The sequence below is a fragment of the Vibrio sp. ES.051 genome, assembly GCF_002563795.1.
Lineage (GTDB): Bacteria > Pseudomonadota > Gammaproteobacteria > Enterobacterales > Vibrionaceae > Vibrio.
Genome location: NZ_PDJL01000006.1, coordinates 418,008 through 444,707, shown reverse-complemented (window position 1 = coordinate 444,707; position 26,700 = coordinate 418,008). Strand labels below are relative to the sequence as shown.

Sequence of the window (26,700 nt, the reverse complement as noted above, 5' to 3'; positions counted from 1 at the left end):
CGAGCGCGTTGATGAAATCACTTTAGCACCTCAATAACTAGACATTATTTTTTGTAATTAAGTCAGAGTAGTGTCATAAGATTGAAAAAAAATAGTGATTCCTGTCCAAGATTAATATAACTTCGCGCTACAAATTTTCAGATCAGACCTGTTGATAATATGAAGTAACGGTTAACAAAAGTTTAGGTCGTTCTTATCATTTAATTATTTACTGGATAGATAAGATTAATTTTTTACGCCATTTCGTTAAAACGATAGTCACAACTATTGCATGAATTAATATAACTAATTGAAAAAAGGTTGTTTGATGTTTTTTCTTTACAATAAATATCCTCGATATATTTTGCCCAAATTGGGGCTTTTTATTTTGTTTTCTTTATTGTCACCACCGTTAATGGCAATGCAGATATTCGTTAAAACACCAGCAGGTAAAACCATTACATTGGATGTGGAGGCGTCCGATTCTATCGCAATTGTCAAAACCCAAATTCAGCACCGTGAAGGCATCCCCGATTACGCTCAACGACTTATTTTTGAAGATAGTGCACTAGAAGACACTCGAACTTTGAGTGATTACAATATTTCAAAGGAAGCTCTCCTTTATCTATTCGTCCGAGCTGACTTTACGCTTACCGATTTAGACCCTAGTGATGCCAAACTGCAAGCAAGCGCAGGCGTGCCTTATGCCCTGAAATTGGGAACTTTAGGTTCGGCACCTGATGGAGCTTCCCTTCGTTGGCAGCTAAAAAGCTATCAGTTTAACGGTGGCCCGAGCCAAACAGATTGGCCCGCATGGGCCCATTTAGGTGAAAACTGGCAAGCGGAAAAGATAACACGTCTTTCGGGCCCACGAGGTTTGGTTGTTCGTCCAAATGGTATGCTTTATGTGAGCAACTCAAGCAAAAACCATATCGTGGATATTGCTCCAGATGGCCTCACTAGCGTATTAGCCGGCTCCACGGATTACGGTTTTGCTGATGGCACAAGCGAAAATGCGCGTTTCTGGCAACCAAGTGGATTAGCATTAGCAGCAGATGGGGCCTTATATGTTGCAGATTATCAAAGCCACCGTATTCGTAAAGTACTGCCTAACGGCGATGTCAGTACCCTAGCAGGTGGTGGCAGAGGCTTTATGGATGGTACGAGCGATAGCGCCAGCTTCAATTACCCCTTTGGGTTGGCTTTGGGAGTTGATGGCACACTCTATGTCGCTGACTCTCTAAACCACAGTATTCGTCGCATTGCACCAGATGGCACCGTCAGCACCTTTGCCGGAACCGGTGAGAAAGGTTTTGCAGACGGCGATGCGACTAATGCCCAGTTTGATACGCCAAAAGGTCTCGCCATGGCGAGTGATGGCCGCCTTTATGTTGCTGATACCGAAAACAATCGCATTCGTGTGATATCGCCAGATGGCATGGTAAGTACATTTGCTGGTACTGGAGATCAAGGCATTGATGATGGTCTCACTGTCAGTGCTAGTTTTAATCGACCTCAGCAGATGAGTTTTGGCGACGATGGCACTCTATACATTAGCGATACCTCTAATAACAAAATTCGTGCCATTTCGTCACAAGGTATTGTTACCACTCTAACAAGTGATGCAACATTCTCTCGACCAGTTGCGATTGATGCCACATCTTCTGGCGAGATTTATCTCACCCAGTTAGGAACAGGCAATGTCACCAAACTGTCCGCTACCGACCAACTGAGTGCCGCACCGACTATTGATGAGGTCGGTCAACATACCTTCTGCTTCGAGGTGACCGATGGCGCAGGCTTTGCAGAGCAGTGTTATGTCGTGACCGTGACCAGTCCCCCCCAAGCTCACGATGATATGGCAAGCGTGACCGAACTGCCGAATCTGCAAAATAGCTCGGTTGCAACTGGTAACGTGCTCGACAACGATAGCGATGCGGATGGAGACGCTATTGGTGTTACTGCCATCACAGAGGGTTACGTTGGTAGAGAGCTTGCTACTAAATACGGCAGCATCACCTTGAATACGGATGGCAGCTATCATTATGAACTTGATAATACATTGTCAGCCGTCAATGCACTAAAAGGTGGTGAAACACTGAGTGAGAGCATGACATATACCGTGAGCGATGGTGCGTTGAGCGATACGGCGACGTTAGCGATCACTATCCATGGAGCGAACGATACCCCTGTCATTACTCAGCCAACGTCGGAACAGCTGCATGGCTATGAAGAGCAGGCCTATGCTCTGGATTTGGGCGCACTTGGCACTGATATTGACGGTGATGCAATGCAGTGGCGTTTGACCTCGTATCAATTTAACGATGGCATCCAACAATCTCAGCTACCAAATTGGGCTAGGCTCGATGAATGGCAAGTTAGCACTGTATTTTCATCTTTACCGTTGAGTCAGGTTTATTATGCTCGCGATATTGTCATCGACAGCGCGGGTAATTTTTACATAGCTTTCCATACAGCTCACAAGATATTGAAAGTTTCCCCTCAAGGGGAAGTGTTAATAACCATTGGCAGTAAACAGGGATATCTCGATGGCTCGGCAGATGTCGCGCAGTTTAACCGCCCCTCATCGTTAGCGATAGATGCACAAGATAACCTGTATGTCAGTGATCTAGATAATAACACCATTCGTAAGGTTTCTACCGATGATGGTAGGGTTACTACGCTAGCAGGTAAAGGCGGAAGTCGGCCTGGGTACGTGGATGGTGTTGGTACCGCGGCGAAATTTAATCAACCTCGAGGTTTGGCTGTAGATAGCAAAGGCAATGTATTTGTTGCTGACTATAAAAACCACAAGATCCGAAAAATAACTCCCGAAGGGGAGGTAACCACCTTTGCTGGTGCAAGCAGTGGCTATGTTGATGGTCAAGGCACTGCAGCGCTCTTTAGTCGTCCTTGGCGCATTGTTGTAGATAGCAATGATAATCTCTACCTTATTGATATGGAATATGACGGCATACGAAAAATCACCCCAACCGGTTTAGTGTCAACTTATGTGCGGTCGCAAAGTGAACCTCTAGAGATGCTCGATACTCTTCATTCTTTAAGCATAGATACAGAAGGCAATCTATTTGTCACTGACAGAATGGCTCATCGTGTGGTTAAAATTTCCACAGACAAAACAGTGAGTCATATAGCGGGGTCAAAAAAGGGTTTTCAAAATGGTAGTGGTACGAGCGCTCAATTCTCCTCACCTGAAGGCATCACCATTGATCGAGATGGAAATTTGTATGTGGTCGATTTTGATAATAAAAAGTTTCGTAAAGTCGAACATGTTCTACCGCAGCTTAGCGGAACTCCAAGTCAGAACGATATTGGAAAACATACTTTCTGTTTTGACATTAGTGATGGCACAACCACGGAGCAGAAGTGCTTTACCGTAACTATCGACAATGTCAACGATGCGCCGACTGGAGCGGTGACCATAGACGGTTTAGCGCAAGAGGATCAAACTCTAACGGCGAATACGAGTACCTTGGCCGATGAAGACGGTTTGGGCGAATTGCACTACCAGTGGTATCGCAATGGCGAACTTCTTAATGGTGAAACGCGAAACACTTACCTGACCTCCGATGTGGATGTTGATAAACAGTTGTCGGTTGCCGTCTGGTACGTGGATGGGTTTGGTACGCATGAGTCGCAAGATACGGCAACCTTATTACACAGTGAACCGACCGCAGTCATTGAGAATATCAATGACATACCCGTGGTGACAGGCGTACCGGATAGCCTGAGTGGCGTTGAAGATACCAAAGGCTCACTGAGTTTTGCGAACCTTGTTTTGCGCGATGACGATGGTGATTCATTGACCGTAACCTTGCAAGTGGACAGTGGCACTTTAAACGCTTTGGGTAACAACCTTGTGATTGTGACAGGTAACGACACTGGCACTTTAACGCTAACGGGGTTGGCTAGCGATATTCAGGCATTTTTGCAAGGTGATAATGTCGAGTTTATCAATGTGGAGAATGGCCATGGTGATGTTGGGTTAACGGTTATCGTTAAAGATGCCGTAAGCAATAGCACAAGTGGCAGCAACATCAATGTCGTCCCAATCAATGATGCGCCAGTAGCGATAGACGATAGCGCAATGGTGAGTGAACTTCACAGTAGTGTCACTATTTATCAGAACACACCGATTAATGTGCTAGCGAACGACTACGATGTCGATGGTGATGCGCTCAGTGTGGTATTTGCGAGCGTAGAGCAAGGGCAAGTCAAGATTAACAGTGATGGCACGCTCAACTACATTCCGCCAGAGGCTTATATTGGCAACACGACCATTACTTACACCATCAGCGATGGCAACAAAGAGACGGCAAATGCGTCGGTATTTGTGACTGTAGAGCCTAACGATCCAAACAGCTTACCTAGCATTACGGCACCAACTGATCGCTGTGGTGATCAGGAAGTGCAAGCGACAGCTTTGTATACCAAAGTTAATTTAGGTGAAGCGTCAGCACTGGATAAATATGGCAACGATATTCCAGTCTCGTTAGTGGATGGCGTCACGCTGTTCCCAGCAGGAATTAGTACGGTGTACTGGCAAGCGACGGATAAAGAAGGAAACTCGGCGATTACTGCGCAAAAAGTGTGTGTTCGTCCGTTGATTTCTCTGCAAAAAGATCAAACCGTATTAGCAGGTGAATCGGTAGAGATTGAGGTGTTGCTCAACGGACCATCACCCGAGTATCCAGTTGTGGTGCCATTTACAGTGAGCACAAGTTCCAAAACCCAAACGCATGATTTGCAGTCGGGTAGTCTCACGATTGAACGCGGCACCTCTGCGCGAATTCAGTTTAATACGGTTGAAGGAAGTGTATTAGCGGGTGAAGCGGTCAGCGTTGAGGTGATATTAGATCCGTCGCTTAACCGAGGTGCAAAAGCGAACCATACCACTACTATCACGCAAGGTAATATTGCGCCCGAGGTCGAGTTGGTTGTAAGCCAAAGCGATGAGCAGCGTATGTTGGTCACGCGTGACGGCGGTTTGGTGAGCATTCAATCGGACGTGTACGATCCCAATTTATCCGATAGTTTCGATTATCGATGGGTGCCAAGCGACCTTGATCTGGCAAATGTAAGTAGTGATCAAGGGCTGTATCAGTTCGACCCTCAAGGACTGACTGTTGGTGTGTATCATATCGATCTATTGGTCACCGATAGTGGCAGCTTAACTAACCGCAGCTCGGTGTACGTACAGGTAGTCGATAGTCTGCCGGTGTTGGGTGAAGAGGACTCCGATGGTGATAATATTCCGGATTATCTAGAAGGTTTTGTCGATTCGGATGGTGATGGCATTCCTGATGCACAAGATCGCATCAACGAATGTAACATTTTGTTCGAGCAAATCGACACCCAAGATGGCTACTTAGTAGAATCAGAGCCGGGGGTGTGTTTACGCCGTGGCGCGTTTACCTTGCAAGGTGAAACGGGCGGCGCGCACATTACTGAGCAAGACGTAACCAACCAAATCGGCGGTATTGTGGCTGACAGCGCAGCGGTCAACGTGGGCGGTATTTTTGACTTTATCTCTTATGGATTGCCAGAGAGCAGCCAGTCGGTAGCGGTAGTTTTCCCCCAACGTAAGCCAATCCCTGCTAACGCCCTTTATCGTAAATACAACGCAACTCGTGGTTGGCATACCTTTGAGCCTGCGGCAGACGATAATAAAAATCGCCTTTGGTCAGCCGCCGGTGAGCCTGGTTACTGTCCACCACCGAGAAATCCTGAATGGACGCAAGGTCTGACGGAAGGGCACTGGTGTGTTCAAGTTGAGATTGAAGATGGTGGTCTCTACGACGATGACGGTGAGCGAAATGGTGCGGTGGTCGACCCTGGTTTTGTTGGCGTTCTGAATACTGGAAACACTTTGCCTCAGGCGTTAGATAAGACGCTCAGCGTTAAATACAATCAGCCGGTGAGCATTGATATCTCAGATTTGATTACCGACCCAGATAACGACGCTTTGGTCGTACAGTCAGTAACGGCAAACCTGGGCTCGACGACTTGGACGGGCACGCTGATAGAGTATCAACCGATGGCAAACAGCATCGCACCAGATACCATCCAGTATGGTGTGTCTGATGGTAACGGTGGCACTGCGTTCGGTACGATAACTCTTAACTTTATTGTTAACCAAGCACCACAAGCTGGTGATGAGTTTACGGTCGAGCTCGATCAAGGCGCGTCTAATGTTGTCGTGGACGTACTTTCACTTGCGAGTGATCCTGAGTTTGACGTGATTCGCGTGGTTAATGCTGCAGCAAATCATGGTTCGGTTAGTATCTCGGTAAGTGGAAAACTGCGTTACACGCCAAATGCTGATTTCTTTGGTATCGACACCCTAACTTATGTTATTGAAGATGAGCAGGGAGGACAAGCCACTGGGACGGTGTTGATGGCGGTGAAAGAGATGAGCAGAGTGGCAACGGTCACAGAGTCGAGTGGTGGTGCATTACATCCGCTGTTTGTTTTGATGTCGGTATTACTACTGACAGTAAGGCAGGTGCGTCAGCACAAGCGAACTATTATTTTAGCGATGATGATATTGCTGCCGAGCTTTGTAACCCAAGCCAGTGATCGTGTGCAGCAGAACTGGTTTGTAGGTGCTCAATTAGGGGTGGCTCAAACTGCAGTTTCTAACGGTGATCTTACTGGGGCTTTAAGTGACTTTAACCTCAGTGATGCCGCAATCGATATGGATAAAAGTGGCGCAAGCTACAGTCTATTTGCTGGTTATCAGTTCGCGCAGATGTGGGCGGCGCAGCTAGAGTATTTGGATTTAGGTTCGCGTCAATTGACGATCAATGGCGCTCTCCCTGCTAGTCAAGAAATTGCTTTTTATGATGCGGTTGAGCATCTTTATCCAGATACCGGTAAAGGTTTTGCACTCTCGGGATTGATCTACTATCCGTTAGCGGACGATTGGACGATCTCGGGTAAAGCTGGGTTGTTTAATTGGCAGCGTGATTACGATACGCAGGTCAATTCGCACTCAGTCGGCTCAGACAGTATTAGTGGTACTGACCTCCTACTTGGTCTGGGGGTGAATTATGATCTGACTAAGCAATGGCAGTTGTATGCAGCAGCAGAGACAGTGCAGTTGGATAATGACAGGGTGAATAATTTTTCACTCGGCGTACGTTATTACTTTACTAGGGCATACGCTGCAATGGATGAACCAATGCCAATAACGCTTGAGCCAGTTGAGTCTTCTCACCTAGAAACAAAACCAGAACCAAAGGCTGAGCTTAAAATCACACCTCAACCAGAGACAAAATCAGAGCCTCAGCTCACGCTTCAAACTGAGGCTGAAGCTGAGCTCAAGCCTGTACTTCAAATCAAGTCAAAGGTTGTTCCTCAGCCTGAGCCAGTCTTGTTAGTGGAAGTACAAATTCTGGATGCCGATGGTGATGGTGTGTCGGATGAGTTAGATCAGTGTCCAGACAGTAATATTGCCTTTCAAGTGGATGAGTTGGGCTGTACTTTATTGGAACAGTTGAACATAAGTGTTCGTTTGAATATTCAATTCGGCTTGAACTCAGCGCAAGTTGATCCTAAGTATTTTACTGAGCTCAAAAAGGTGGCGGATTTCATGCAAGCGCATCCTGATAGCCAAGTGGTGATTGAGGGACATACAGATGTACAGGGTCGTGCATTGAGTAACTTGAAGCTGTCTCAAAGCCGTGCAGACTCGGTTGTCACTATTTTGAACAATAAGTTCGAAGTTGACCCTAGTCGAATCACGGGCATCGGCTTTGGTGAAACTCGCTTGCTCAGCGACGAAAACACAGCGAAAGCACACCAATTGAACCGCCGAGTAGTTGCAGAGTTACATGCTAGTGAGTTAGTGCCCGTCAAAAGGTAGTATGCTAGAGAGCGGCAAATATCGACTTTTCTAGCTAGATAAGTGCAATTTATAACAAGAGATAAAAAGCATGCCATGGCAACATGGCATGCTTTTTTGTTGACGCTCTGAACACGAAAAGCCCAACTCAAGTTGGCTAGGCTTTATAGTTTTTAGAGCAACATGAGCACGAGATGTATTAAGACTGTGTGTCTTTTTGAGTTTCGCACGTTGCAACTTCATCCTCTTCTTCCAGCTTTTCTGGAAGCAGCAAGTTCAAAATGATAGCCGTAATACCACCTGCAGCCACGCCGGTTGAGAAAATGCTTTTAATGAACTCTGGCATAAACTGCAAAATTTCCGGTTTTTGTGCAATCCCAAGTCCCATTGAAAAGGATAATGCCATGATCAGAATGGCGCGGCGGTCGAGCTCAACGCGGGAGATAATGCGCACACCGGCTGCGGCAATGGTACCGAACATCACGATGGTAGCGCCGCCAAGCACTGGCTCTGGGATCAGTTGAACAAAGCTCGCCACACCTGGGAATAAACCGAGAATCACCAGCATGCCGGAAATGAAGTATCCGACGTAACGGCTAGCCACGCCGGTGAGCATAATAATTCCGTTGTTTTGGCTGAACGTAGAGTTCGGGAAACTGTTAAATATCGCCGCAATCGCTGAGTTTAGACCGTCTGCCAGTACGCCCCCTTTAATGCGCTTCATGTAAACCGGCCCTTTTACAGGCTCACCAGACACTTCAGATGTCGCGGTAATATCGCCTATCGCTTCCAGTGCGGTAATAAAGAAAATCAAGACCAGCGGAATAAACAGCGACCAGTCAAACGATAGGCCGTATTGCATTGGCACGGGCAGCGCAACGAAAGCGGTCTCGCCTAGCGCAGACGTATCCACCATGCCCATGAAATAAGCCATCACGTAACCAACGAACATGGCAATCACAATCGAGGCTACGCGAATATAAGGGTTCTTGGAGCGATTCAGCATCACGATCAAACCAAGTACCGTTCCTGCGAGCGCCAGTTTGTCTAAACGGCCAAACGATCCATCATCCATTGCGGCGTAGCCGCCACCCATCGATACCAAGCCAACTTGGATCAAAGTGAGACCGATAAGAGTCACCACGATACCCGAGACCAGAGGGGTGATGATACGACGTGCGTGCTCAAGCACACGAGAAAGTAGAATTTCGGCAAAGGAGGCAACTAAAATGGTACCGAAAATGGCGGCCATCATCGTGCTAATGTCGGCGCCACCAGCCTTTAGCGATAGGCCCGCACCAATGATTGGACCTAAAAAGTTAAAACTGGTGCCTTGAACCGAGAGTAAACCAGATCCAACTGGGCCAAAGGTACGAATTTGAATAAACGAGGACACACCAGAGGCAAACAATGACATGCTGATGATGGTGTTGGTTTGGTCTGCTGGCACACCTAAAGACTGACAAATAATCAGAGAAGGGGTGATAACGGCGACGAACATTGCTAATAAATGTTGAACGGCCGCAAAAATAGTTTGAGGTAGAGGTGGACGATCATTTAATTGATAGACCAGTTCCGAAGATCGGTTTGAAGTTGTCATGGTTTGTCTCGCTAGTCGCAATGTTTGCCCAGATCTCGCTGAATGGGAGAGCTGGGTGGAGTTGACGTTATTACCTGTGATTGCTGTTAATCAGTGTCAACTCAGGTTGGTGGCGTGTGATAAACACACCTTAAAAATTTGTGCGCGATTATAGAGAGATTTAGCCAAAAAGCAAACGTTTGCTTAAAAATGAAAAACAAAGGACAAACGAACGGATGAGACTCGTTGGACATTGTTAAGCTTTGGAGTAAATATCGCGTTCGCCTAACCAGCGGTCGATGATGGCGGCTGCATGGGTCGGATAGTTGTGGTGAATATGACGAGCGATGCGCTGAACTTCAGGGATTAAGCGTTGATCTCGCACTAAGTCCGCTATTTTAAAGTCTGCCAGACCGGTTTGTTTGGTCCCGAGGAGTTCACCTGGCCCTCGGATCTCTAAATCTTTTTGAGCAATCACGAAACCATCATTGCTTTCGCGCAGCACAGCTAAACGTTTTTGCGCGGTTTTGGAAAGTGGTGAGTGGTACAGCAGCACACAGTGGCTCGCGACTGACCCACGTCCCACACGGCCTCTCAACTGGTGCAACTGAGCCAAACCTAGGCGCTCTGGGTTTTCGATGATCATCAAGCTGGAATTTGGCACATCGACCCCGACTTCAATCACCGTGGTGGCAACTAACAGGTGCAACTTATTGTCTTTGAAGTCCTGCATGACCGCTTGCTTTTCAGCAGGTTTCATTCGTCCGTGCACCAAACCAATATTGACGTCAGGCAATGTGCGTTGTAGTTCTCCGGCGGTATCCGCCGCCGCTTGTGCTTCTAAAACTTCCGATTCGTCAATTAAGGTACACACCCAATACGCTTGCTTGCCTTCGTTTAAACAAGCATGACGCACACGCTCAACAATATCGTCTCGTTTGGTATCCGGAATGGCAACCGTCTGAATTGGCGTTCGGCCTGGTGGCAGTTCATCAATCACCGAGGTTTCTAAATCGGCGTACGCCGTCATCGCTAATGTTCTCGGAATCGGCGTAGCCGTCATGATCAATTGATGTGGGTAAGCACCTTGTTTTGCCCCTTTTTCCCGCAGTTCTAATCTCTGGTGAACACCAAACCGATGTTGTTCATCGATGATAACCAGCGCGAGATGATGAAATTCGACATGTTCTTGGAATAGCGCGTGAGTACCCACTACCATTTGAGCCTCACCGCTGGCAATGCGCGCCAGTTCGGCTTCTTTGGCTTTACCTTTGAGTTTGCCTGCCAACCAACCAACTTGAATGCCCATTTCTTGAAACCAATGAGCAAAGTTAATCGCGTGCTGCTCAGCGAGCAGTTCGGTGGGGGCCATCAAAGCCACTTGATGACCGTGTTCAATAGCGCGAACCGCTGCTAAGGCTGCGACCAGTGTTTTACCTGAGCCAACGTCACCTTGAACAAGGCGCATCATAGGGTGCGGTTTTTCCAGATCGGCTTCAATCTCTTGCACCACCCGAGCTTGGGCATTGGTGGGTGAAAAAGGCAATTGTGCTAAAAACTGCTCTTTGAGCTGACCGCAGGGCCCTAGAGGAAGCGCGATATCTTTTTGACCTTGGTTACGTACGGCCAGCATGGATAGGTTTTGCGCGAGTAATTCCTCGATGATCAGGCGAATTTGCGCCGGATGCTTGCCGTCATCAAACTCATCCAAATTGATATTGGGTGGTGGGCGATGGATGGTATGCAGCGCCTGACTCATGGTGATTTGATGATGGTATAACCCAGGTGGGAGTAACTCCTGAATAGCGGCTTGGTCGAGTAAAGCCAGCGCTTGGTCTGTCAGATTGCGCAGCGTGACTTGTCGTAGGCCGTCGGTTGTCGGGTAAACGGGGGTTAAGCTTTGATCCACTTGTGGCTTTTGTTCACTGACATAAAATTTGTAATCAGGATGAACAATTTCTAAGCCCATTCCGCCACGCTTTATTTCGCCGTAAGCGTGTACTAACTTACCTTGCGTGAAATTGTTCTTAATTGCGGCGGTAAAGTTGAAAAAACGCAACGTAATGGTGCCGTTACCATCGCTGATTTTTACGGTGAGCATTTTCCGCTTACCAAAAATGGTATCTACCGTCATGACCTTACCTTGCACCGCAGCCCAAAGACCAGCATGCAGTTTTGCGATGGGATAAATACGAGTGCGATCTTCGTAACGAAGAGGTAAGTGGAACAGCAAATCTTGAACGGAATCTAAGCCAACTTTGGCGAGTTTTTCTGCGACTTTAGCGCCAACCCCAGAAAGGGAGGTTAATGGGACAGCAGATAACATTTGGGCAGACATAGAAGGCTCAGGAAAATGGTTAACAGAGCAGTATGTTAACCATGGAGCTGTGTTTTTGTACAGGAAAAAATCGCCAAGCTTTAGTCTGCATCATAATCAAATCGCGGCCTCGCTCATTTGCTCTGCATCTCTTTCCACCATGATTGATCAGCGATGATCTGACCTTCGTCGTCAAGGGGAGGATAAGTAAGCCCTTTGCGCTTGGCTACTTTTGCTAAGACTGGGTGGCCGCGTTCAAATAGAACGCGATTGATGGCCTCTTTAGGCAGTGCGCTTTCTTGTCTGTCATACATACCTGCCGCTTCACGTTGACGCTGGGCTTCATAAAGGATCACAGCACTCGCGACGGAAACGTTAAGTGATTGCACCATACCCACCATAGGAACGATGATGTCTTGATCGGCTAATTGCTTGGCCTTTTCTGATGCTCCAACTTTCTCGCTGCCTAAAATGATTGCAGTTGGCTTAGTGTAGTCGATATCACGAAAGTCGACCGCAGTATCGGATAAGTTGGTCACCAGCACCTGCATACCTTGTGCTTTCAGCTCGGTAATCGCCGCTTCGATGGAGTCGTGGGTGTCGACCTCGACCCAATTACGCGCGCCAGCAGAGGTATGACTCAAGGTGCGCATTTTATCTGGCCATATGGCGTGGACTTTATGTAAGCCGGTTGCGTCCGCGGTGCGGATCACAGCGGAGACATTGTTAGGCTTATGGACTTCTTCGAGACACAGTGTCAGGTCAGTTTGACGAGCTTTTAGGACTTGGTGAATGCGGTTATAACGTTCTAGATTCATATTTATAGAGACATAAAAAATCGCCACCCAACGGAGTGGGTGGCGATAGAGGTTAGTTCTTTCTGCGTCGAACCCGAGTGGTCTGTGGCATCGCTTTAATTTTACGCATGATGCCAGCAAGGTGAACTCGATCTTTGGTCGTCAACAGTACGGTAACGGTGTATAAACGACCGTCGCGTTCTTCCGTAGAGAGGCCATGAATATTCGAGCCTGTTTTCGAAATCACGTTAGTGAGCTCAGCCAGAGCCCCTTGGTTATTGAGCATGTCGACTTTAAGTTCTGCGATGAACTCTTTGTCGTAATCTTCAGACCAAGCGACAGCCATATAACGCTCCGGTTCTTTTTGGTAACCGCGAACGTTAGGACACGTTTCACGGTGCACAACCAAACCACGACCAGGCGATACGTGAGCAATAATGTGATCATCTGGAATTGGATGACAACATTTGGCAAAGGTCAGCAGTATGCCTTCTGCACCACGAATTGGCAGTTTCTTCTTCGAGTCGGTCGGAATTGAACTGGTCGTCGTCAACTCTTCGGTATCTCCGAGAAGACGGCGCGCAATCACAATACTCATCAATTCACCCAAGCCAATGGCGGCCAATAAGTCATCGATGGTATTTAAACGAAGGTCATTCAAGACTTCTTGGATATTGTCTGGGTAGATGGAATCAATCGAGTGACGACCGAGCGCATGATTGAGCAACCGGCGGCCAAGCGTGATGGATTCTTTACGACGCATGGTTTTGAGTACTTGGCGGATCTTCGTACGAGCACGGGATGTCACCACATAGTTCAGCCATGCCGCGTTCGGACGAGCACCAGGTGCACTGATGATTTCCACCGTTTGACCGTTTTTCAATGCCTTACTCAGTGGATAAGGATTACGATCAACACGTGCCCCAACGCATGAGTTACCGACATCGGTATGCACAGCATAAGCGAAATCAACCGCGGTGGCGCCTAGCGGTAACTCGACGATACGGCCTTTGGGAGTGAAGACATAAATCTCATCAGGGAAAAGATCGGATTTGACGTTTTCAATGAATTCGAATGAGTTACCCGCGCTTTGTTGAAGCTCTAGCAAGCTTTGCATCCAGCGCTGTGCTTTCACTTGCGCGGTGGTCCCTGACTTATCGCCTTTGTCTTTATAAGACCAATGTGCCGCCACACCTTTGTCCGCCATTTGATCCATATCTTCCGTACGGATCTGTACTTCTACTGGCACACCGTGAGGACCAACCATCGAAGTGTGTAAAGATTGATAGCCGTTCGCTTTTGGTACCGCGATGTAATCTTTCATGCGACCAGGACGTGGCTTATACAAGCTGTGTACTTGGCCTAAAACGCGATAGCAAGTATCGGCAGTATCCACCACCACTCGAAAAGCGTAGATGTCCATAATCGTGTGAAAGCGCTGTTCTTTGGTTTTCATCTTGTTGTAGATAGAGAACAGGTTTTTCTCACGGCCGACCACGCGAGCATTCAAGCCGAAATCTTGCAGACGGCCTTCTATTTCGCTGTGAATACGTTGGATCATCTCTTTACGATTGCCGCGCGCCGCTTTGACCACTTCTTTTAGTACGCGGTATCGGTTTGGATATAGCGCTTCAAAGCCCAGCTCTTCAAGCTCGGTTTTAATATTGTGGATACCAAGACGATGAGCGAGCGGTGAGTAAATTTCTAAAGTTTCGCGAGCAATGCGGCGTTTTTTATCTGGTCGAAGTGCACCTAGCGTACGCATGTTGTGCGTGCGGTCAGCCAGTTTGATCAGAATAACGCGGATATCTTGCACCATGGCCAGAACCATCTTACGAAAGTTCTCGGCTTGAGCCTCTTTTCTGTCACGGAATTTGAGTTTATCCAGTTTAGACACACCATCAACGAGCTCAGCGACAGTGTTACCGAATTTCTCTTCGAGGTCTTCTTTTGTGACGTCGCAATCTTCGATGACGTCATGCAGCAAAGCAGCTTGGAGGGTTTCAATATCGAGGTGCATTTCGGCCAAGATACGAGCCACAGCGACTGGGTGGATGATGTACGGTTCACCGCTAGAACGGGTTTGCCCTTCATGGGCATCTCTCGCTACCACATAAGATTGACGCAGAGCCTCAATTTGAGGCTCTGTTAGGTATTCTTGGGCAACGTCTTTGAGGCTATCGAATAGATACAAATTATAGGCCCGGGAGGTTGTTGAGTACTAAAGTAAGAATTAACGGTTGTGAGCGATGCTGCTTACTGCTGCTAGCTCTGCCGCTTCTTGCTCTTGTTGCTCTTGACGTGCACGTGCGTCTAGCACTTCTTTAGTAATTAAACCTTCTTCGATTTCGCGTAGAGCGATAACCGTTGGCTTATCGTTCTCTTCTGGCACTAGTGCATCTTTACCGCCAGTTTGCATTTGACGAGCGCGGCGAGCCGCAATCAGTACTAGGTCGAAACGGTTGCCAACTTTTTCAACAGCGTCTTGAACAGTTACGCGTGCCATGAGGACTCCAAATAGTTAACTAAAATTTTAGAATGACGAGAAAGTATACAACCTAACTACTTTATTTACTAGCAATTAGACAGGCCACGATATGTGGACTTTCTCTGGTGTTATTATTGCTATTCTTTGCGCTGGGCAAAGCAATAGAAATTCTTTATTGTTGTGCAGAGGGTGACTCGGGTTGGAGTTATTCTGCTAACAGCGCGTCAAGCATACCTTTATATTTAGCAGCTTGCTTTTCTTCCTTCAATCTTTCTGCACGTAAGATGGCTTTAAAGTCCATCAATGCATTATCAAAATCGTCATTGATAATAACGTAGTCATATTCGTTGTAATGCGAGATCTCTGATTTCGCTTCTGCCATGCGTTTGGCGATGACCTTGTCACTATCTTGACCACGGGTGTTCAAGCGGCGTTCTAGTTCACCATTGGATGGCGGTAGAATGAAGATGCTTTTGGCTTCAGGCATTTTTTCGCGGATTTGGCGTGCGCCTTGCCAATCGATGTCGAGAAAAACATCGATGCCTTTATTTAAGGTCTCTTCAATCCAGACGCGCGAGGTGCCATAGTAGTTCCCAAACACTTCGGCATACTCTAAGAAGTCGCCTTTTTCGATCAATGCTTCAAACTCGTCTTTCGCGACGAAATGGTAGTGGATACCGTTTTCTTCACCAGGACGCATCTCGCGAGTGGTGTGAGACACAGACACTTTCATGGCGTAAGTCGGATTGCGTTCCAACATCGCTGAGATCAAACTAGATTTACCTGCCCCGCTCGGTGCAGATACGATATAGAGAGTACCTTTGCCCATTGTACTGTTCCACTTTTTGATTGGATAGATTGAGTGCCGAAGGAAAGATCCGACATTCTTATAATGATAGTACTGGCAATGATAGATCGACCACCAAAGGGATGGAGATTGGTGATGATCCCGCCAGAAAAATGGAGGCGAAGGGTATCACGAACTCTATGCAGTTGCCAGTTGATCTTTTGGGCGTATTTTCCTTGTCATTGATTCCATCTTTTCAAAGGAAGATCAGCAGGCCTTAGCGGCCCAATGATTGGCGATGTTTTCTAATTTTGATTGGTTTTTAACACTAAACCACCTAGATTAAATATGCTATGTGAATGCTTTTTTGTGGTTTTTTATCATTTTTACAAAAACATATCTGTTTTTCGCTATCGTAAGCCGTTTGTCATGTTTTGGCTTCAACTACTTGAAGCCAGTGTAGATTCAAGATAAATATGACGCTGAACACGCAGGGAGTGTGTTTCAACCGTTGTGAGTGACGACAAGAATAGATGTGCACCATTTTGGGGCAGGAACGGTCTTACCGTACCGCCTAAATTGGACAGTAGACAAGGAGCAAGTTGTATATGCTGTCGTACTTTTTACGCCGTTTAGCGTTAGTTATTCCCACCTTTCTTGGCATTACTATTCTTATTTTTGCCATTACCCGTTTTGTGCCGGGCGGCCCTGTTGAACGCATGCTATCACAAATGCAATCTCAGGGAGACGGCGCAGCATCGATGACGTCTGCTGGCGGTAATACCGCGCTTTCTGATGATCAAATGGCGGAACTTAATGCTTTCTATGGCCTAGATAAGCCCGTCATCGAAGCGTATGTTGAGTGGTTAAGTCGTTTGGTCAAGTTGGATCTGGGTGAATCCACGCGTTACTACGAGCCTGTCTCTGGCATGATCGCTGAACGCTTACCCGTGTCTTTGTTTTATGGTGGAATGACCTTTTTTATCAGTTATTTTATATCGATACCGCTGGGTTATTACAAAGCTCTCAAGCACGGTTCGGTATTTGATTCTGCTTCTTCAATTCTGATTTTTGTCGGCTACGCTTTGCCTGGCTACGTAGTGGGGGTTTTGCTGATCACTTTGTTTAGTTATCACCTAGAGTGGTTTCCGATGGGGGGCTTTGTTGGTGATGACTTTGATGATTATGAAACCTTCTTTGAACGGGCAAAAGACATCATGTGGCATGCCGTTCTGCCGTTGATCTGTTATCTGATTGGTGATTTTGCCACGCTCACGATGATGATGAAAAACAATCTGATGGAGAACTTGTCGTCAGATTATATCCGCACCGCTATCGCCAAGGGGCTACCATTTAAAAAAGCGGTTCGCAAACATGCACTGCGTAACAGTTTAATCCCACTGGCGAGCCACTTTGGTAACTCTTTGCTGTTCTTCATGACTGGGGCATTTTTGATTGAAGTTATTTTCAATATCGATGGCATCGGTTTATTGGGTTATGAATCCATCATGGAGCGTGATTACCCGGTAGTGATGGGCATTGTTGCCATTAACGCTTTGCTACTGTTGGTCGGGAACATAATCTCAGATATCTGTGTGGCTTTGGTCGACCCACGGGTGAGATTTGGAGCGTAACATGATTAAAATCAGTCCATTAACTCAAAAGAAAATCCGCCACTTTAAGCAGATCAAACGAGGCTACTGGTCGTTTGTGATTCTCTCTATCCTGTTGATCCTTTCGCTCTTCGCCGAGTTACTGATTAATAGCCAAGCCTTGGTCGTCAAATACGATGGACGCTACTATTTTCCGGTGGTGAGTGATGTGCGGCTTGGCCGCGAATTTGGCCAAGAATCATCAAGTGAAGCGGATTACCGTGAGCTAAAAAAAACCTTTGAGGCGGAAGGAAATGACAACTTTGTGATTTTACCTCTTGTGCCGTGGAACCCATACGAACAAGACTTTAGTGGTGATTTCCCACCGACAGCGCCAAGTGCTGAGAATAAGCATTACTTAGGCACCGATGTGATTGGCCGCGATATTTTAGCGCGCTTGTTCTATGGGTTTAGAACCGCGATGGGGTTTGCGCTGTTAACCATGGCGATTTCGTATGCCATTGGTACTGCGGTCGGCTGCGCAATGGGCTTTTGGGGAGGCAAGTTTGACTTGTTTTTACAGCGACTTATCGAGATTTGGTCAATGGTGCCGTTCTTATACGTCATCATGATTTTGGTCTCGGTTGTACAACCCACTTTCGCTCTTTTTGTTGCGATCAACGTGCTCTTTACCTGGATGGGGATGACATGGTACATGCGAACCATGACGTACAAAGAGGCCGCGCGAGAATACGTGATGGCCGCGCGTGCGCTGGGGGCATCAACTGCTCGTATTTTGTTTAACCATATCTTACCAAACACGATGGTGATGATTGTGACGCTAGCCCCGTTTACCATCGCAGCGAATATTACTGCGCTAACCGCACTGGATTATTTAGGCTTGGGATTAATGCCACCGACACCAAGTTGGGGTGAATTACTGCAACAAGGTAAGTCGAATTTGGACTCGCCATGGATCGTTACGTCTGTAGTGACTTCCATTGTCTTGGTGCTGGTGATGGTCACCTTCATCGGTGAGGCTATCCGAGCGGCTTTCGACCCGAAAAAATTCACACGCTATGTTTAAATGAGCGCAGTGAGAAGAACATAAAAAGGGAAATTTTATGAACAGAATATTATTGACGTCAACGCTAAGCGCGCTAAGTTTTGGCGTGATCTCTGCGACGCTTCCGACCGATCTAGACTGGCAAACCAATTGGGATGAGCCGCAGTACGGCTCTGCCGAAGCAAAGCGTGGCGGCACATACCGCACTTACATGTCCAGCTTTCCTCAGACATTGAGAAGTGTTGGGCCGGATGCGAATGCCGGATTGCGTTCCTACTTTTTAGATGAAACGCCAGGATTAGTCGTACGCCACCCAGATACTTTGGCGTTTATTCCCGAATTAGCCAATGAATGGGCGTTAGCAGACGATAATAAAACGGTTTACTTCAAGCTTAATCCAGAAGCGAAATGGTCTGATGGCAAACCAGTTACGGCTGATGACTTTGTCTTCATGCTTAAGTTTTATCGTTCCAAGGATATCTTGGAACCTTGGTACAACGACTATTACAACAAAACCGTCGCGGATGTCGTTAAGTACGATGCGCATACCTTTTCTGTCACAGCGGCAAAAGAGTTTAACCCTGAAGAGTTATTATTGCGTATGGGATCGTTACGCCCGCGTCCTGCCCACTTTTATGCAAACCCTTCCAAGGATGAAAACGGCGATGGTATTCATGACAATTTTGTTCGTTATTACAACTTCAAAAGTGAGCCGACAACGAGCGCGTACTACCTAGCAGAGGTAAAAAAAGGAAGAAGCGTGACGTTCAAGCATGTGGGGGAGAATTGGTGGGGGTATAGCAATCAATATTATCAAAATCGCTATAACGTCGACAAAATTCGTATCACGGTGATTCGCGATAACGATATTGCCATGAAACACTTCGAGAAAGGCAAGCTCGATGCCTTTGGACTTGTGCTGCCAAGTTTATGGCATGACAAATCGAATACGGAACCCTATCAGAAAGGTTATATCGAAAAATTTTGGGGTTACAACCAATATCCGGTTGGAGCGGGCGGTATTTGGATGAACACCGCGCAGCCGTTGTTGAACGATTTAAATATTCGTCAAGGGGTGACTTACGCCACGGACTTTGATGGCATGATCGAAAACGTCATGCGCGGAGACTACACGCGCAAGCCGAACCCAACGGGCTTTGGACACGGTAAGTATACGCTACCAGATGTGAAAGCATCGGCGTTTGATGTGGATAAATCGATCGCTGCTTTTGAGGCGGCTGGTTTTGATAAAATCGGCGCGGACGGGATTCGTATTAACGACAAAGGTCAGCGTTTGAGCTTTGAGTTGACCTACGGAACCCCAGTCCACACGCCACGAATCGCATACTTAAAAGAACAAGCCAAGTTGGCAGGCTTAGAGATAGAGCTGAAGTTAATCGATGGTTCTTCAATGTTCAAATTTGTGCGAGAGAAAAAACACGACCTAGCATTTTTGGAGATGGGGACATCGGAGATCCCCACATATTGGGAGTATTTTCACTCAGTTAATGCGAATAAACCGCAAACCAATTCATTTACCAACTACAGCACTCCCGAGCTCGATAAAAAAATCATGGCGTACCGTTTTAGTATGGATATGGATAAAAAGACCCGACTGGGCCATGAGATCCAACGTGACATTATGGATGCTCACGTGATTGTCTCTGGTTATATGGTGCCTTATGTACGCTATGGCCACTGGCGTTGGTTGAAGCTTCCAGACCAACCGATGCACCGGATGACAGAAGCTTTATTTAGTGGTGCGATTATCGGTGACGGCACTTATTGGATTGATAGCGATATAAAGAAAGCCACCCAAAAAGCGATGGAGGAAGGGAAAACCTATCAGCCAGTTGTCGTGGTTGATGACACTTATAAGCTGTAAGGATCGATTATGGGAAACGATGTCATCTTAAGTATTAAAGATCTTGAAGTTGAATTTATGACCGACGATGGCCCCGTAAAAGTATTGCATGGGGTGGACTTTGATGTTCGAGCGGGGCGCACACTCGGCCTAGTGGGTGAGTCAGGCAGTGGCAAGAGTGTCACGGCAATGTCTATCATGGGGCTTTTGCCTAAACCATACGGCCATATCATTAAAGGCGAAGTGAAATACCGCGGCACCAATCTGGTGGCGTTACCAGCCCAAGAAATGTACGCCATGCGTGGGAATCGTATTTCCGTCATTTTCCAAGATCCCATGACCGCACTAAACCCAGTGCACAGTGTTGGGCGTCAGATTTGCGAAGTGCTTGAGCTGCATCGCCCGGAATTTAATAAAAAGGAGCGTGAAGCCTACGCGATTGAAATGCTGGCAAAAGTAAAAATTCCCATGCCAGACAAACGCTTCAATGAATACCCGCATCATTTATCTGGGGGTATGCGTCAACGCGTGATGATCGCGATGGCGTTGGCATGTAAACCCGACATTTTGATCTGTGATGAACCCACGACGGCATTGGACGTGACAGTACAAGCGTCAATTCTTGAGCTGATGAATGAGCTTCAAGATGAAACGGGCATGGCGATGATCTTCATCACTCACGATCTCAGCGTCGTCGCGGAGGTGTGTGACGATGTGGCTGTTATGTATGGCGGGCGCATCGTTGAGAAAGCTGAAATCTTCGAATTGTTTGATAACCCGCAGCACCCATATACAGAACGTTTGATGGGCTTAATGCTGAGCTTGGATCACGAGCCGAAGCAGATGATCGACATTAAACCGATTGACGTCAGTATGTTTGCTGACTAAGCAAAGTGGCCGAGTCATCAAAGAGGACATTATGGCAAAAGAAGTATTAAGAATTGAAAATCTTAAGCAGCACTTTGTTTCTGGTAAAGGGTTGTTTAAAAAAGGCTACACCATTAAAGCCGTAGATGGCGTGTCGCTGTCGGTAAACGAAGGTGAGACACTGGGCTTAGTTGGCGAATCTGGCTGTGGCAAAAGTACGTTGGGGCGCACGATCCTAAAGTTGTATGAACCGACCGAAGGCAATATTTTCTTTGAAGGTAAAGACATCACGCACCTACCTGTTAAAGAGATGCGCGCCTTACGCAAAGACATGCAAATCGTGTTTCAAGATCCGATGGAATCACTCAACCAACGCCATACAATCGGGATGATTCTACAAGAGCCGTTCGTTATTCATAAAGTAGGGACACCAGCAGAGCGTAAGCAGTGGGTGAGAGAGTTATTGGTTAAAGTGGGGTTGCCTGAAGCAGCAGTAACTCGCTATCCGCATGAGTTCTCCGGCGGTCAACGCCAGCGCATCGGTATCGCACGTGCCATTGCATTAAAGCCTAAATTTTTGATTTGTGATGAATCCGTTTCGGCGCTTGATGTCTCGGTGCAAGCACAGATCCTCAATCTACTACTGCAACTTCAACAAGAGATGAACCTTGCGATCATCTTCATCTCTCACGATCTATCCGTTGTAAAGCATGTTTCTGATCAAGTCGCGGTGATGTACTTTGGCAAAGTCGTGGAAATGGGCAATGCCAAAGACGTTTATACCAGCCCGAAAAACGACTACACCAAGAAATTATTATCCGCGATTCCCATTACGCACCCTAAATATCGGAAGAAAAAGCGGCGGGCAGAAAAAAAAGCAGAAAGTCGCGTAAGCAGCACCACAGACTCGCTAATTAAGAAACGCCCCAGTGAGTAAATGGAGCGGTTGGATGTACTCACATCGCCGTAAAGTTTAGACCGTGTCCTTATTTCCTCTGATTACTTGTGCATAGTTGCATGCTAAACTCAAAACTCATCTCTTTGGTTTGTTTGGATAATTAGCCATGCCGTCGAATTTACCTAAATCTTTTAGTCGACCGTTCTTGAAAGTCTTCCATATTTTGGAAGCCGTGTTATTAGTTGCGATTACCTTGGCAACCTTGTACGCCATGGTGCAAGAGTTTATACATGTTTTTGTAGAAAGACGTGTCCAGCTGACTGATATCTTATTGATGTTTATCTATCTTGAAGTGTTGGCCATGGTGCAGCAATTCGCGATGAACGGAAAAATTCCGGTACGTTATCCTATTTATATCGCGATGATGGCCATTGCGCGTTATATCACCCTCGGAATGAAAGAGCTGGATGCGGTGCTGGTTGTGTGGTTGTCCGTGGCAGCCTTTATATTGGCGGCAGCAACCTTGCTCATCAGAGTCGGACATCACTACTGGCCGTATGTTGATCATCGCACGTTAGAAAAGGATGAATAAAACAAAGCCCCGCTAATTAACGGGGCTTTGTTATTAATAAAGCGATGATATTTTTGTCATTCAATATTCTGGATCTGAATGTTGATTAATTTATTATTTTTCTTTTAAAACATAATCTTATGTTAATTTAGTTTGGCTATTTTTAACCTGTGTCATACTCTGTGTCATCATTTGTCACCCTGCAAGTCGCCAATAGTATTTATTTTTTAGTTCTTTTTTACTTTGTGGAGTGACTACCGGAGGCCATCAACGACGTTGCGATAATCTATAAATGTGGAAATTAAGTGCTTAAAAAACAGCTTATGATCTGACTCATGCATATTGAAAATGAGAATGCGCATACTCACATATGTAAGCTAGTTTTCGGTAGGAGAAAAGTTAGCTTTCTATGGTTGCGATAACCGAACTACTAAAAGAGATTGAGTTGGCGGGAGGCGCGTATCAGGTGTCTTTAATCACGGTATCTGCGTTGAGCTGTTTATTGGTTGCTGTCTTTGAACTGTATCGTTTTAAAGGTGAAAAGCGTAATACCGTGTCGGGCGTTTTGTAATGTGGCGATGTGACGGCATCGTTAAAAGTCACAAATACACAAAAAATATGCACTTATTATCATATTTGATGTAATTTTGAACTATGTTGTTAGTGCCAATAAAGGCAGTTTGAATAAGGATATGATATGCCAGTAAAACACACCCCACCAGATGGACCAAGCACTGTTCACAAAGGACAAAAGGGTGAAACTACCGGTTGCGGTTTTAATACCAGAGAGAATCCTAGTCACTGGACAAACACTAACAGTAAAGTGACATGCAAAAAAAATGGTTGTAAAAATTAACTAGCCAATTTAGCGAGGGCAAGCCTATATTGCCCTTATTCACTTTGCCACCCGATATGCCGCTTTATTGCGCGTTATATCATGTTGCCATCCAAATTATATAATCCCCTCCATCCGAGATAATATAATTTCTCCATCAAAACCCACCAATAAACGTATCGACAAAACCTTTAAACCGTTCAGCCAGTCGGCCTACAATTTTTTTGCGTTGTAGGATAGTCGGCTTGGCCTCTAGGGTATTGGCAAAGTCATCGCGTAAGGGCATCTCTTCGCTTAACTCGTAACGGTTCACTAGAATTTGTAGCTTATTCGTATCGAGACTTTCTTCCTTTGCCATCACTTCTAGGGCTTGGCGTTTTTCGCGCTCCCAGAAATACTCGAACTCTTCTTCCACATCGGCATGCGCCGGAATGCCATCGAGGTGCTCATTCATAAATTTCTCGATGAGCTCTTTTTTACTCAGTAAGAGCGGGTCCGAGCCAATGATGTTGGCAATGACTTGGCGTTTATTCTCTTTGCTCTCTTGACTCTCTTCTTCGTGCAATTCACGTAGTAGATGCAAGATATAAGCGACGTTAACTTCGTCTCGATGCAAAAGCTCAAGTTCGAAATCCACGTCTTCAAGAATAGAAACCTTCTCTTTGCTGGTGGACTCACGGATCTGGCGGTTGAGATCAGCATACTTGCTGGTGAAGTCTTGGAACTCCTGCTCATCCATATCGGTATCAGACATAGCAAAGTCCGCGTAGTTACTGAGCATATTCTTGAGTTGCATCAGCTTGCGAAATTGCATCACAAAGTGCTTTTGTGCCTCTTCGTCTGGCAGTGTATCCACGGCATCAACATCAGGCGTGATGGCCTTAAGGGCGGCGCAGGCTTGGTTAAAATCGGCGAGTAAGGCTTCAAAAGGTGGCTGTTCTATCCACTCTTTTGGCTGTTTATTAGAAAACAGCGTAAATGCCTCATCAGCGGCTTTTTTCAGGTTCCTAAAGCAGACAACATTACCATGCGATTTCTTTTCATCCAGAATGCGGTTAGTGCGTGAAAAGGCTTGTATCAAACCATGGTGTTTGAGGTTCTTATCGACATAAATGGTATTCAGCTTCTTCGCATCGAAACCAGTTAAGAACATATTCACCACCAGCAAAATATCGATTTCTCGGTCTTTCACCCGTTTAGAGATGTTCTTGTAGTAATCGTAGAAAGCATCACTGTCTTTGGTGCTGTAGCTTGAGCCAAACATCTTGTTGTAGTCGACAATAAACCCGTCGAGCTTTTCGCGACTGTGCAGTTTGACCTTATCTCCACGGTTAAGGTATTGAGCGGCAACCTCTTTGACTTTGCTATCGTCACTACTACCGAGTTCAAATTCTTCTTCCTCGTTCGCCTCATAACTGAAAATGGTGGCGATTTTGAGGTTGTGTCTACCTTCCGCTTTTTTCTTGGCAAACAGTTCGTAGTATTGGATCAGCTCAGGTACACCAGACACGCAGAATATCGCGTTGTAATCGCCACTGTGGGTTTTGCGCTTATGGTTGGCAATGATGTAGTCGGTGATTTTCTCTAAGCGAGCAGGGGAGGTGAGCAGCTCTTTGGTATCAATATCTTCTACTTCGATATCAAGGTTATTGTTGGAGCCATCTTTGTATTGATAGCGTCCGACGTATTCAATTGCAAACTTGAGCACATTCTGATCACGGATTGCATCCACAATCACATAGGCGTGCAGACGTTGACCAAACAGATCTTGCGTGGTCTTTTTCACCGAGTTTTTAGCAACGGCGTTATCGACAAAAATGGGCGTCCCCGTAAAGCCAAATAGTTGCGCACGAGTAAAGAAGTTCACAATGTTCTGGTGCGTGTCACCAAACTGGCTACGGTGGCACTCATCGAAGATAAACACCACACGTTGGTCTTTGATGGCTGCCATTTCGCGCAGGTAGCGTGGCTTGGTCACGATACTATTGAGTTTTTGCAGTGTCGTGACCACCAGCTTACTGTTGCGCTTCTGGTTAACTTTTTGACCCTTGATTGGCTTGTCTAACAATTGATGGAAGAGAATACGTGTATTGCTGGTGGTATCGACACAGTCTTTAGAGAAAGCGTTAAACTCTTCCGCTGTTTGATAATCGAGATCTTTTCTATCGACGACAAATACGACCTTATCCACCTCGGGTAGAGCTGTCATTAATTGAGCAGCTTTGAAAGAGGTCAGGGTTTTACCAGAGCCTGTGGTATGCCAAATGTAACCATTGTCGGTGCAGGTTTTTACTTGGTGCAGAATGGCCTCTACCGCGTAAAACTGATAAGGGCGCAACACCATCAGACACTTCATGGTTTCGTTAAGCACAATGTACCGATTGAGCATCACGGTGAGGTGCTGCGGGGTGAGAAATACCTCGGCAAACTCATGCAGCTTACTGATACGGTTATTCTCAACGTCGGTCCAGTCAAAAGTCTGTTTGGCAGAAAGCTCGCCGTTATTGGCAAAGTATTGGGTATTGACGCCATTAGAAACCACAAACAACTGAATATAGTTAAACAGGCGATGGTTAGCGTGGTAAGAGTGTTTTTGGTAACGCTTAATTTGGTTGAACGCCTCTTTCAGCTCAATGCCTCGGCGTTTTAGCTCTATCTGCACCAGTGGCAGACCATTCACCAGAATGGTCACATCATAACGGTTGGTGTAGATATCTTTGAGCGTAATTTGCTGCGCGATCTGGAAATGGTTGTCTTGTGGCTTATCGAACAACAGAGAAAGGTGGATGGCATCGCCGTTATCGAGTGTAATCGCGACGCGATCACGCAAGGTTTTGGCCTTGGTGAAGATATTGCCTTGCTCCAACTTACCGAGTACCTGACGAAACTCCGATTCAGAGAGCACGCAATGATTGACGCGCTCCAACTGCGCTTTGAGGTTGGCCTCTAGCGCATCGTTGTCTTTGAGTGTGACCACGTCAAAGCTCTGCATACTGAGTTGCGTGATCAGATTATCTTCGAGTTGTTGTTCAGATTGATAAGCCATTGTCCTGCCATTGGTCCTTATAGATCAGCGCATTTCAGTGCGTATTAGTTCAAAAAAAACAGTAAAAGTGATTGCGAAATGACACTTGCTCACCTATAGTTTGCATCAACACGGCCCCTATCGGTTAGCATCCCTTGTGGAAGCGAA

Annotated in this window: 15 protein-coding genes; 8 read left to right on the top strand and 7 right to left on the bottom strand. The window is 46.4% G+C overall.

The window, feature by feature from the left end:
- The first annotated feature begins 400 nt into the window (after positions 1-400).
- The gene (locus ATG66_RS19180; protein WP_218925184.1) at positions 401-7,867 is read left to right on the top strand and encodes an Ig-like domain-containing protein; all 7,467 of its coding nucleotides are present in this window, start codon (positions 401-403) and stop codon (positions 7,865-7,867) included.
- A gap of 178 nt (positions 7,868-8,045) precedes the next feature.
- On the opposite strand, the gene ATG66_RS19175 is transcribed toward ATG66_RS19180, so the two are convergent.
- The 6 genes from ATG66_RS19175 to gmk form a co-directional block, all read right to left on the bottom strand.
- Positions 8,046-9,446 (bottom strand): uracil-xanthine permease family protein, encoded by a 1,401-nt coding sequence (locus ATG66_RS19175; RefSeq protein WP_179885735.1) that lies wholly within the window; start codon positions 9,444-9,446, stop codon positions 8,046-8,048.
- A gap of 235 nt (positions 9,447-9,681) precedes the next feature.
- Complete coding sequence (gene recG / locus ATG66_RS19170) at positions 9,682-11,763, bottom strand: ATP-dependent DNA helicase RecG (protein WP_098416796.1); 2,082 nt, start codon at positions 11,761-11,763, stop codon at positions 9,682-9,684.
- Between the two features lie 113 nt (positions 11,764-11,876).
- Entirely contained in the window at positions 11,877-12,560 is a 684-nt protein-coding gene (trmH, locus tag ATG66_RS19165; RefSeq protein ID WP_098416795.1) for a tRNA (guanosine(18)-2'-O)-methyltransferase TrmH, read from the bottom strand.
- Positions 12,561-12,612: 52 nt separating this feature from the next.
- Positions 12,613-14,733 (bottom strand): bifunctional GTP diphosphokinase/guanosine-3',5'-bis pyrophosphate 3'-pyrophosphohydrolase, encoded by a 2,121-nt coding sequence (gene spoT / locus ATG66_RS19160; RefSeq protein WP_098416794.1) that lies wholly within the window; start codon positions 14,731-14,733, stop codon positions 12,613-12,615.
- 39 nt (positions 14,734-14,772) lie between these two features.
- Positions 14,773-15,045, bottom strand: a complete 273-nt coding sequence (gene rpoZ, locus ATG66_RS19155; RefSeq protein WP_098416793.1) for a DNA-directed RNA polymerase subunit omega — start codon at positions 15,043-15,045, stop codon at positions 14,773-14,775.
- 187 nt (positions 15,046-15,232) lie between these two features.
- Complete coding sequence (gene gmk, locus ATG66_RS19150; protein WP_098416792.1) at positions 15,233-15,856, bottom strand: guanylate kinase; 624 nt, start codon at positions 15,854-15,856, stop codon at positions 15,233-15,235.
- Positions 15,857-16,422: 566 nt separating this feature from the next.
- Between gmk and ATG66_RS19145 the strand changes: the two genes are divergently transcribed.
- From ATG66_RS19145 to ATG66_RS20900, 7 genes are all read left to right on the top strand, one after another.
- Positions 16,423-17,448 carry an ABC transporter permease subunit gene (locus ATG66_RS19145; RefSeq protein ID WP_098416791.1) on the top strand — a complete coding sequence of 342 codons (1,026 nt, stop codon included), beginning with the start codon at positions 16,423-16,425 and terminating at the stop codon, positions 17,446-17,448.
- A 1-nt stretch (position 17,449) separates the two neighbouring features.
- Positions 17,450-18,493, top strand: a complete 1,044-nt coding sequence (locus tag ATG66_RS19140; RefSeq protein ID WP_098416790.1) for an ABC transporter permease — start codon at positions 17,450-17,452, stop codon at positions 18,491-18,493.
- 37 nt (positions 18,494-18,530) lie between these two features.
- On the top strand, positions 18,531-20,357 hold the full coding sequence (locus tag ATG66_RS19135) for an extracellular solute-binding protein (protein WP_098416789.1): 1,827 nt from the start codon (positions 18,531-18,533) through the stop codon (positions 20,355-20,357).
- Between the two features lie 9 nt (positions 20,358-20,366).
- Positions 20,367-21,224, top strand: coding sequence for an ABC transporter ATP-binding protein (locus tag ATG66_RS19130; protein ID WP_098416788.1), 858 nt, complete (start codon positions 20,367-20,369; stop codon positions 21,222-21,224).
- 31 nt (positions 21,225-21,255) lie between these two features.
- Positions 21,256-22,140: an ABC transporter ATP-binding protein gene (locus tag ATG66_RS19125; protein ID WP_098416787.1), complete on the top strand. Its 885-nt coding sequence runs from the start codon at positions 21,256-21,258 to the stop codon at positions 22,138-22,140.
- A 127-nt stretch (positions 22,141-22,267) separates the two neighbouring features.
- Positions 22,268-22,693, top strand: coding sequence for a phosphate-starvation-inducible protein PsiE (locus ATG66_RS19120; protein ID WP_098416786.1), 426 nt, complete (start codon positions 22,268-22,270; stop codon positions 22,691-22,693).
- A gap of 388 nt (positions 22,694-23,081) precedes the next feature.
- Positions 23,082-23,243 carry a hypothetical protein gene (locus ATG66_RS20900; protein WP_179885734.1) on the top strand — a complete coding sequence of 54 codons (162 nt, stop codon included), beginning with the start codon at positions 23,082-23,084 and terminating at the stop codon, positions 23,241-23,243.
- Positions 23,244-23,664: 421 nt separating this feature from the next.
- On the opposite strand, the gene ATG66_RS19110 is transcribed toward ATG66_RS20900, so the two are convergent.
- A complete protein-coding gene (locus ATG66_RS19110) occupies positions 23,665-26,553 on the bottom strand; it encodes a type I restriction endonuclease subunit R (RefSeq protein WP_098416784.1) in 2,889 nt (962 codons plus the stop codon).
- Between the last annotated feature and the right edge of the window lie 147 nt (positions 26,554-26,700).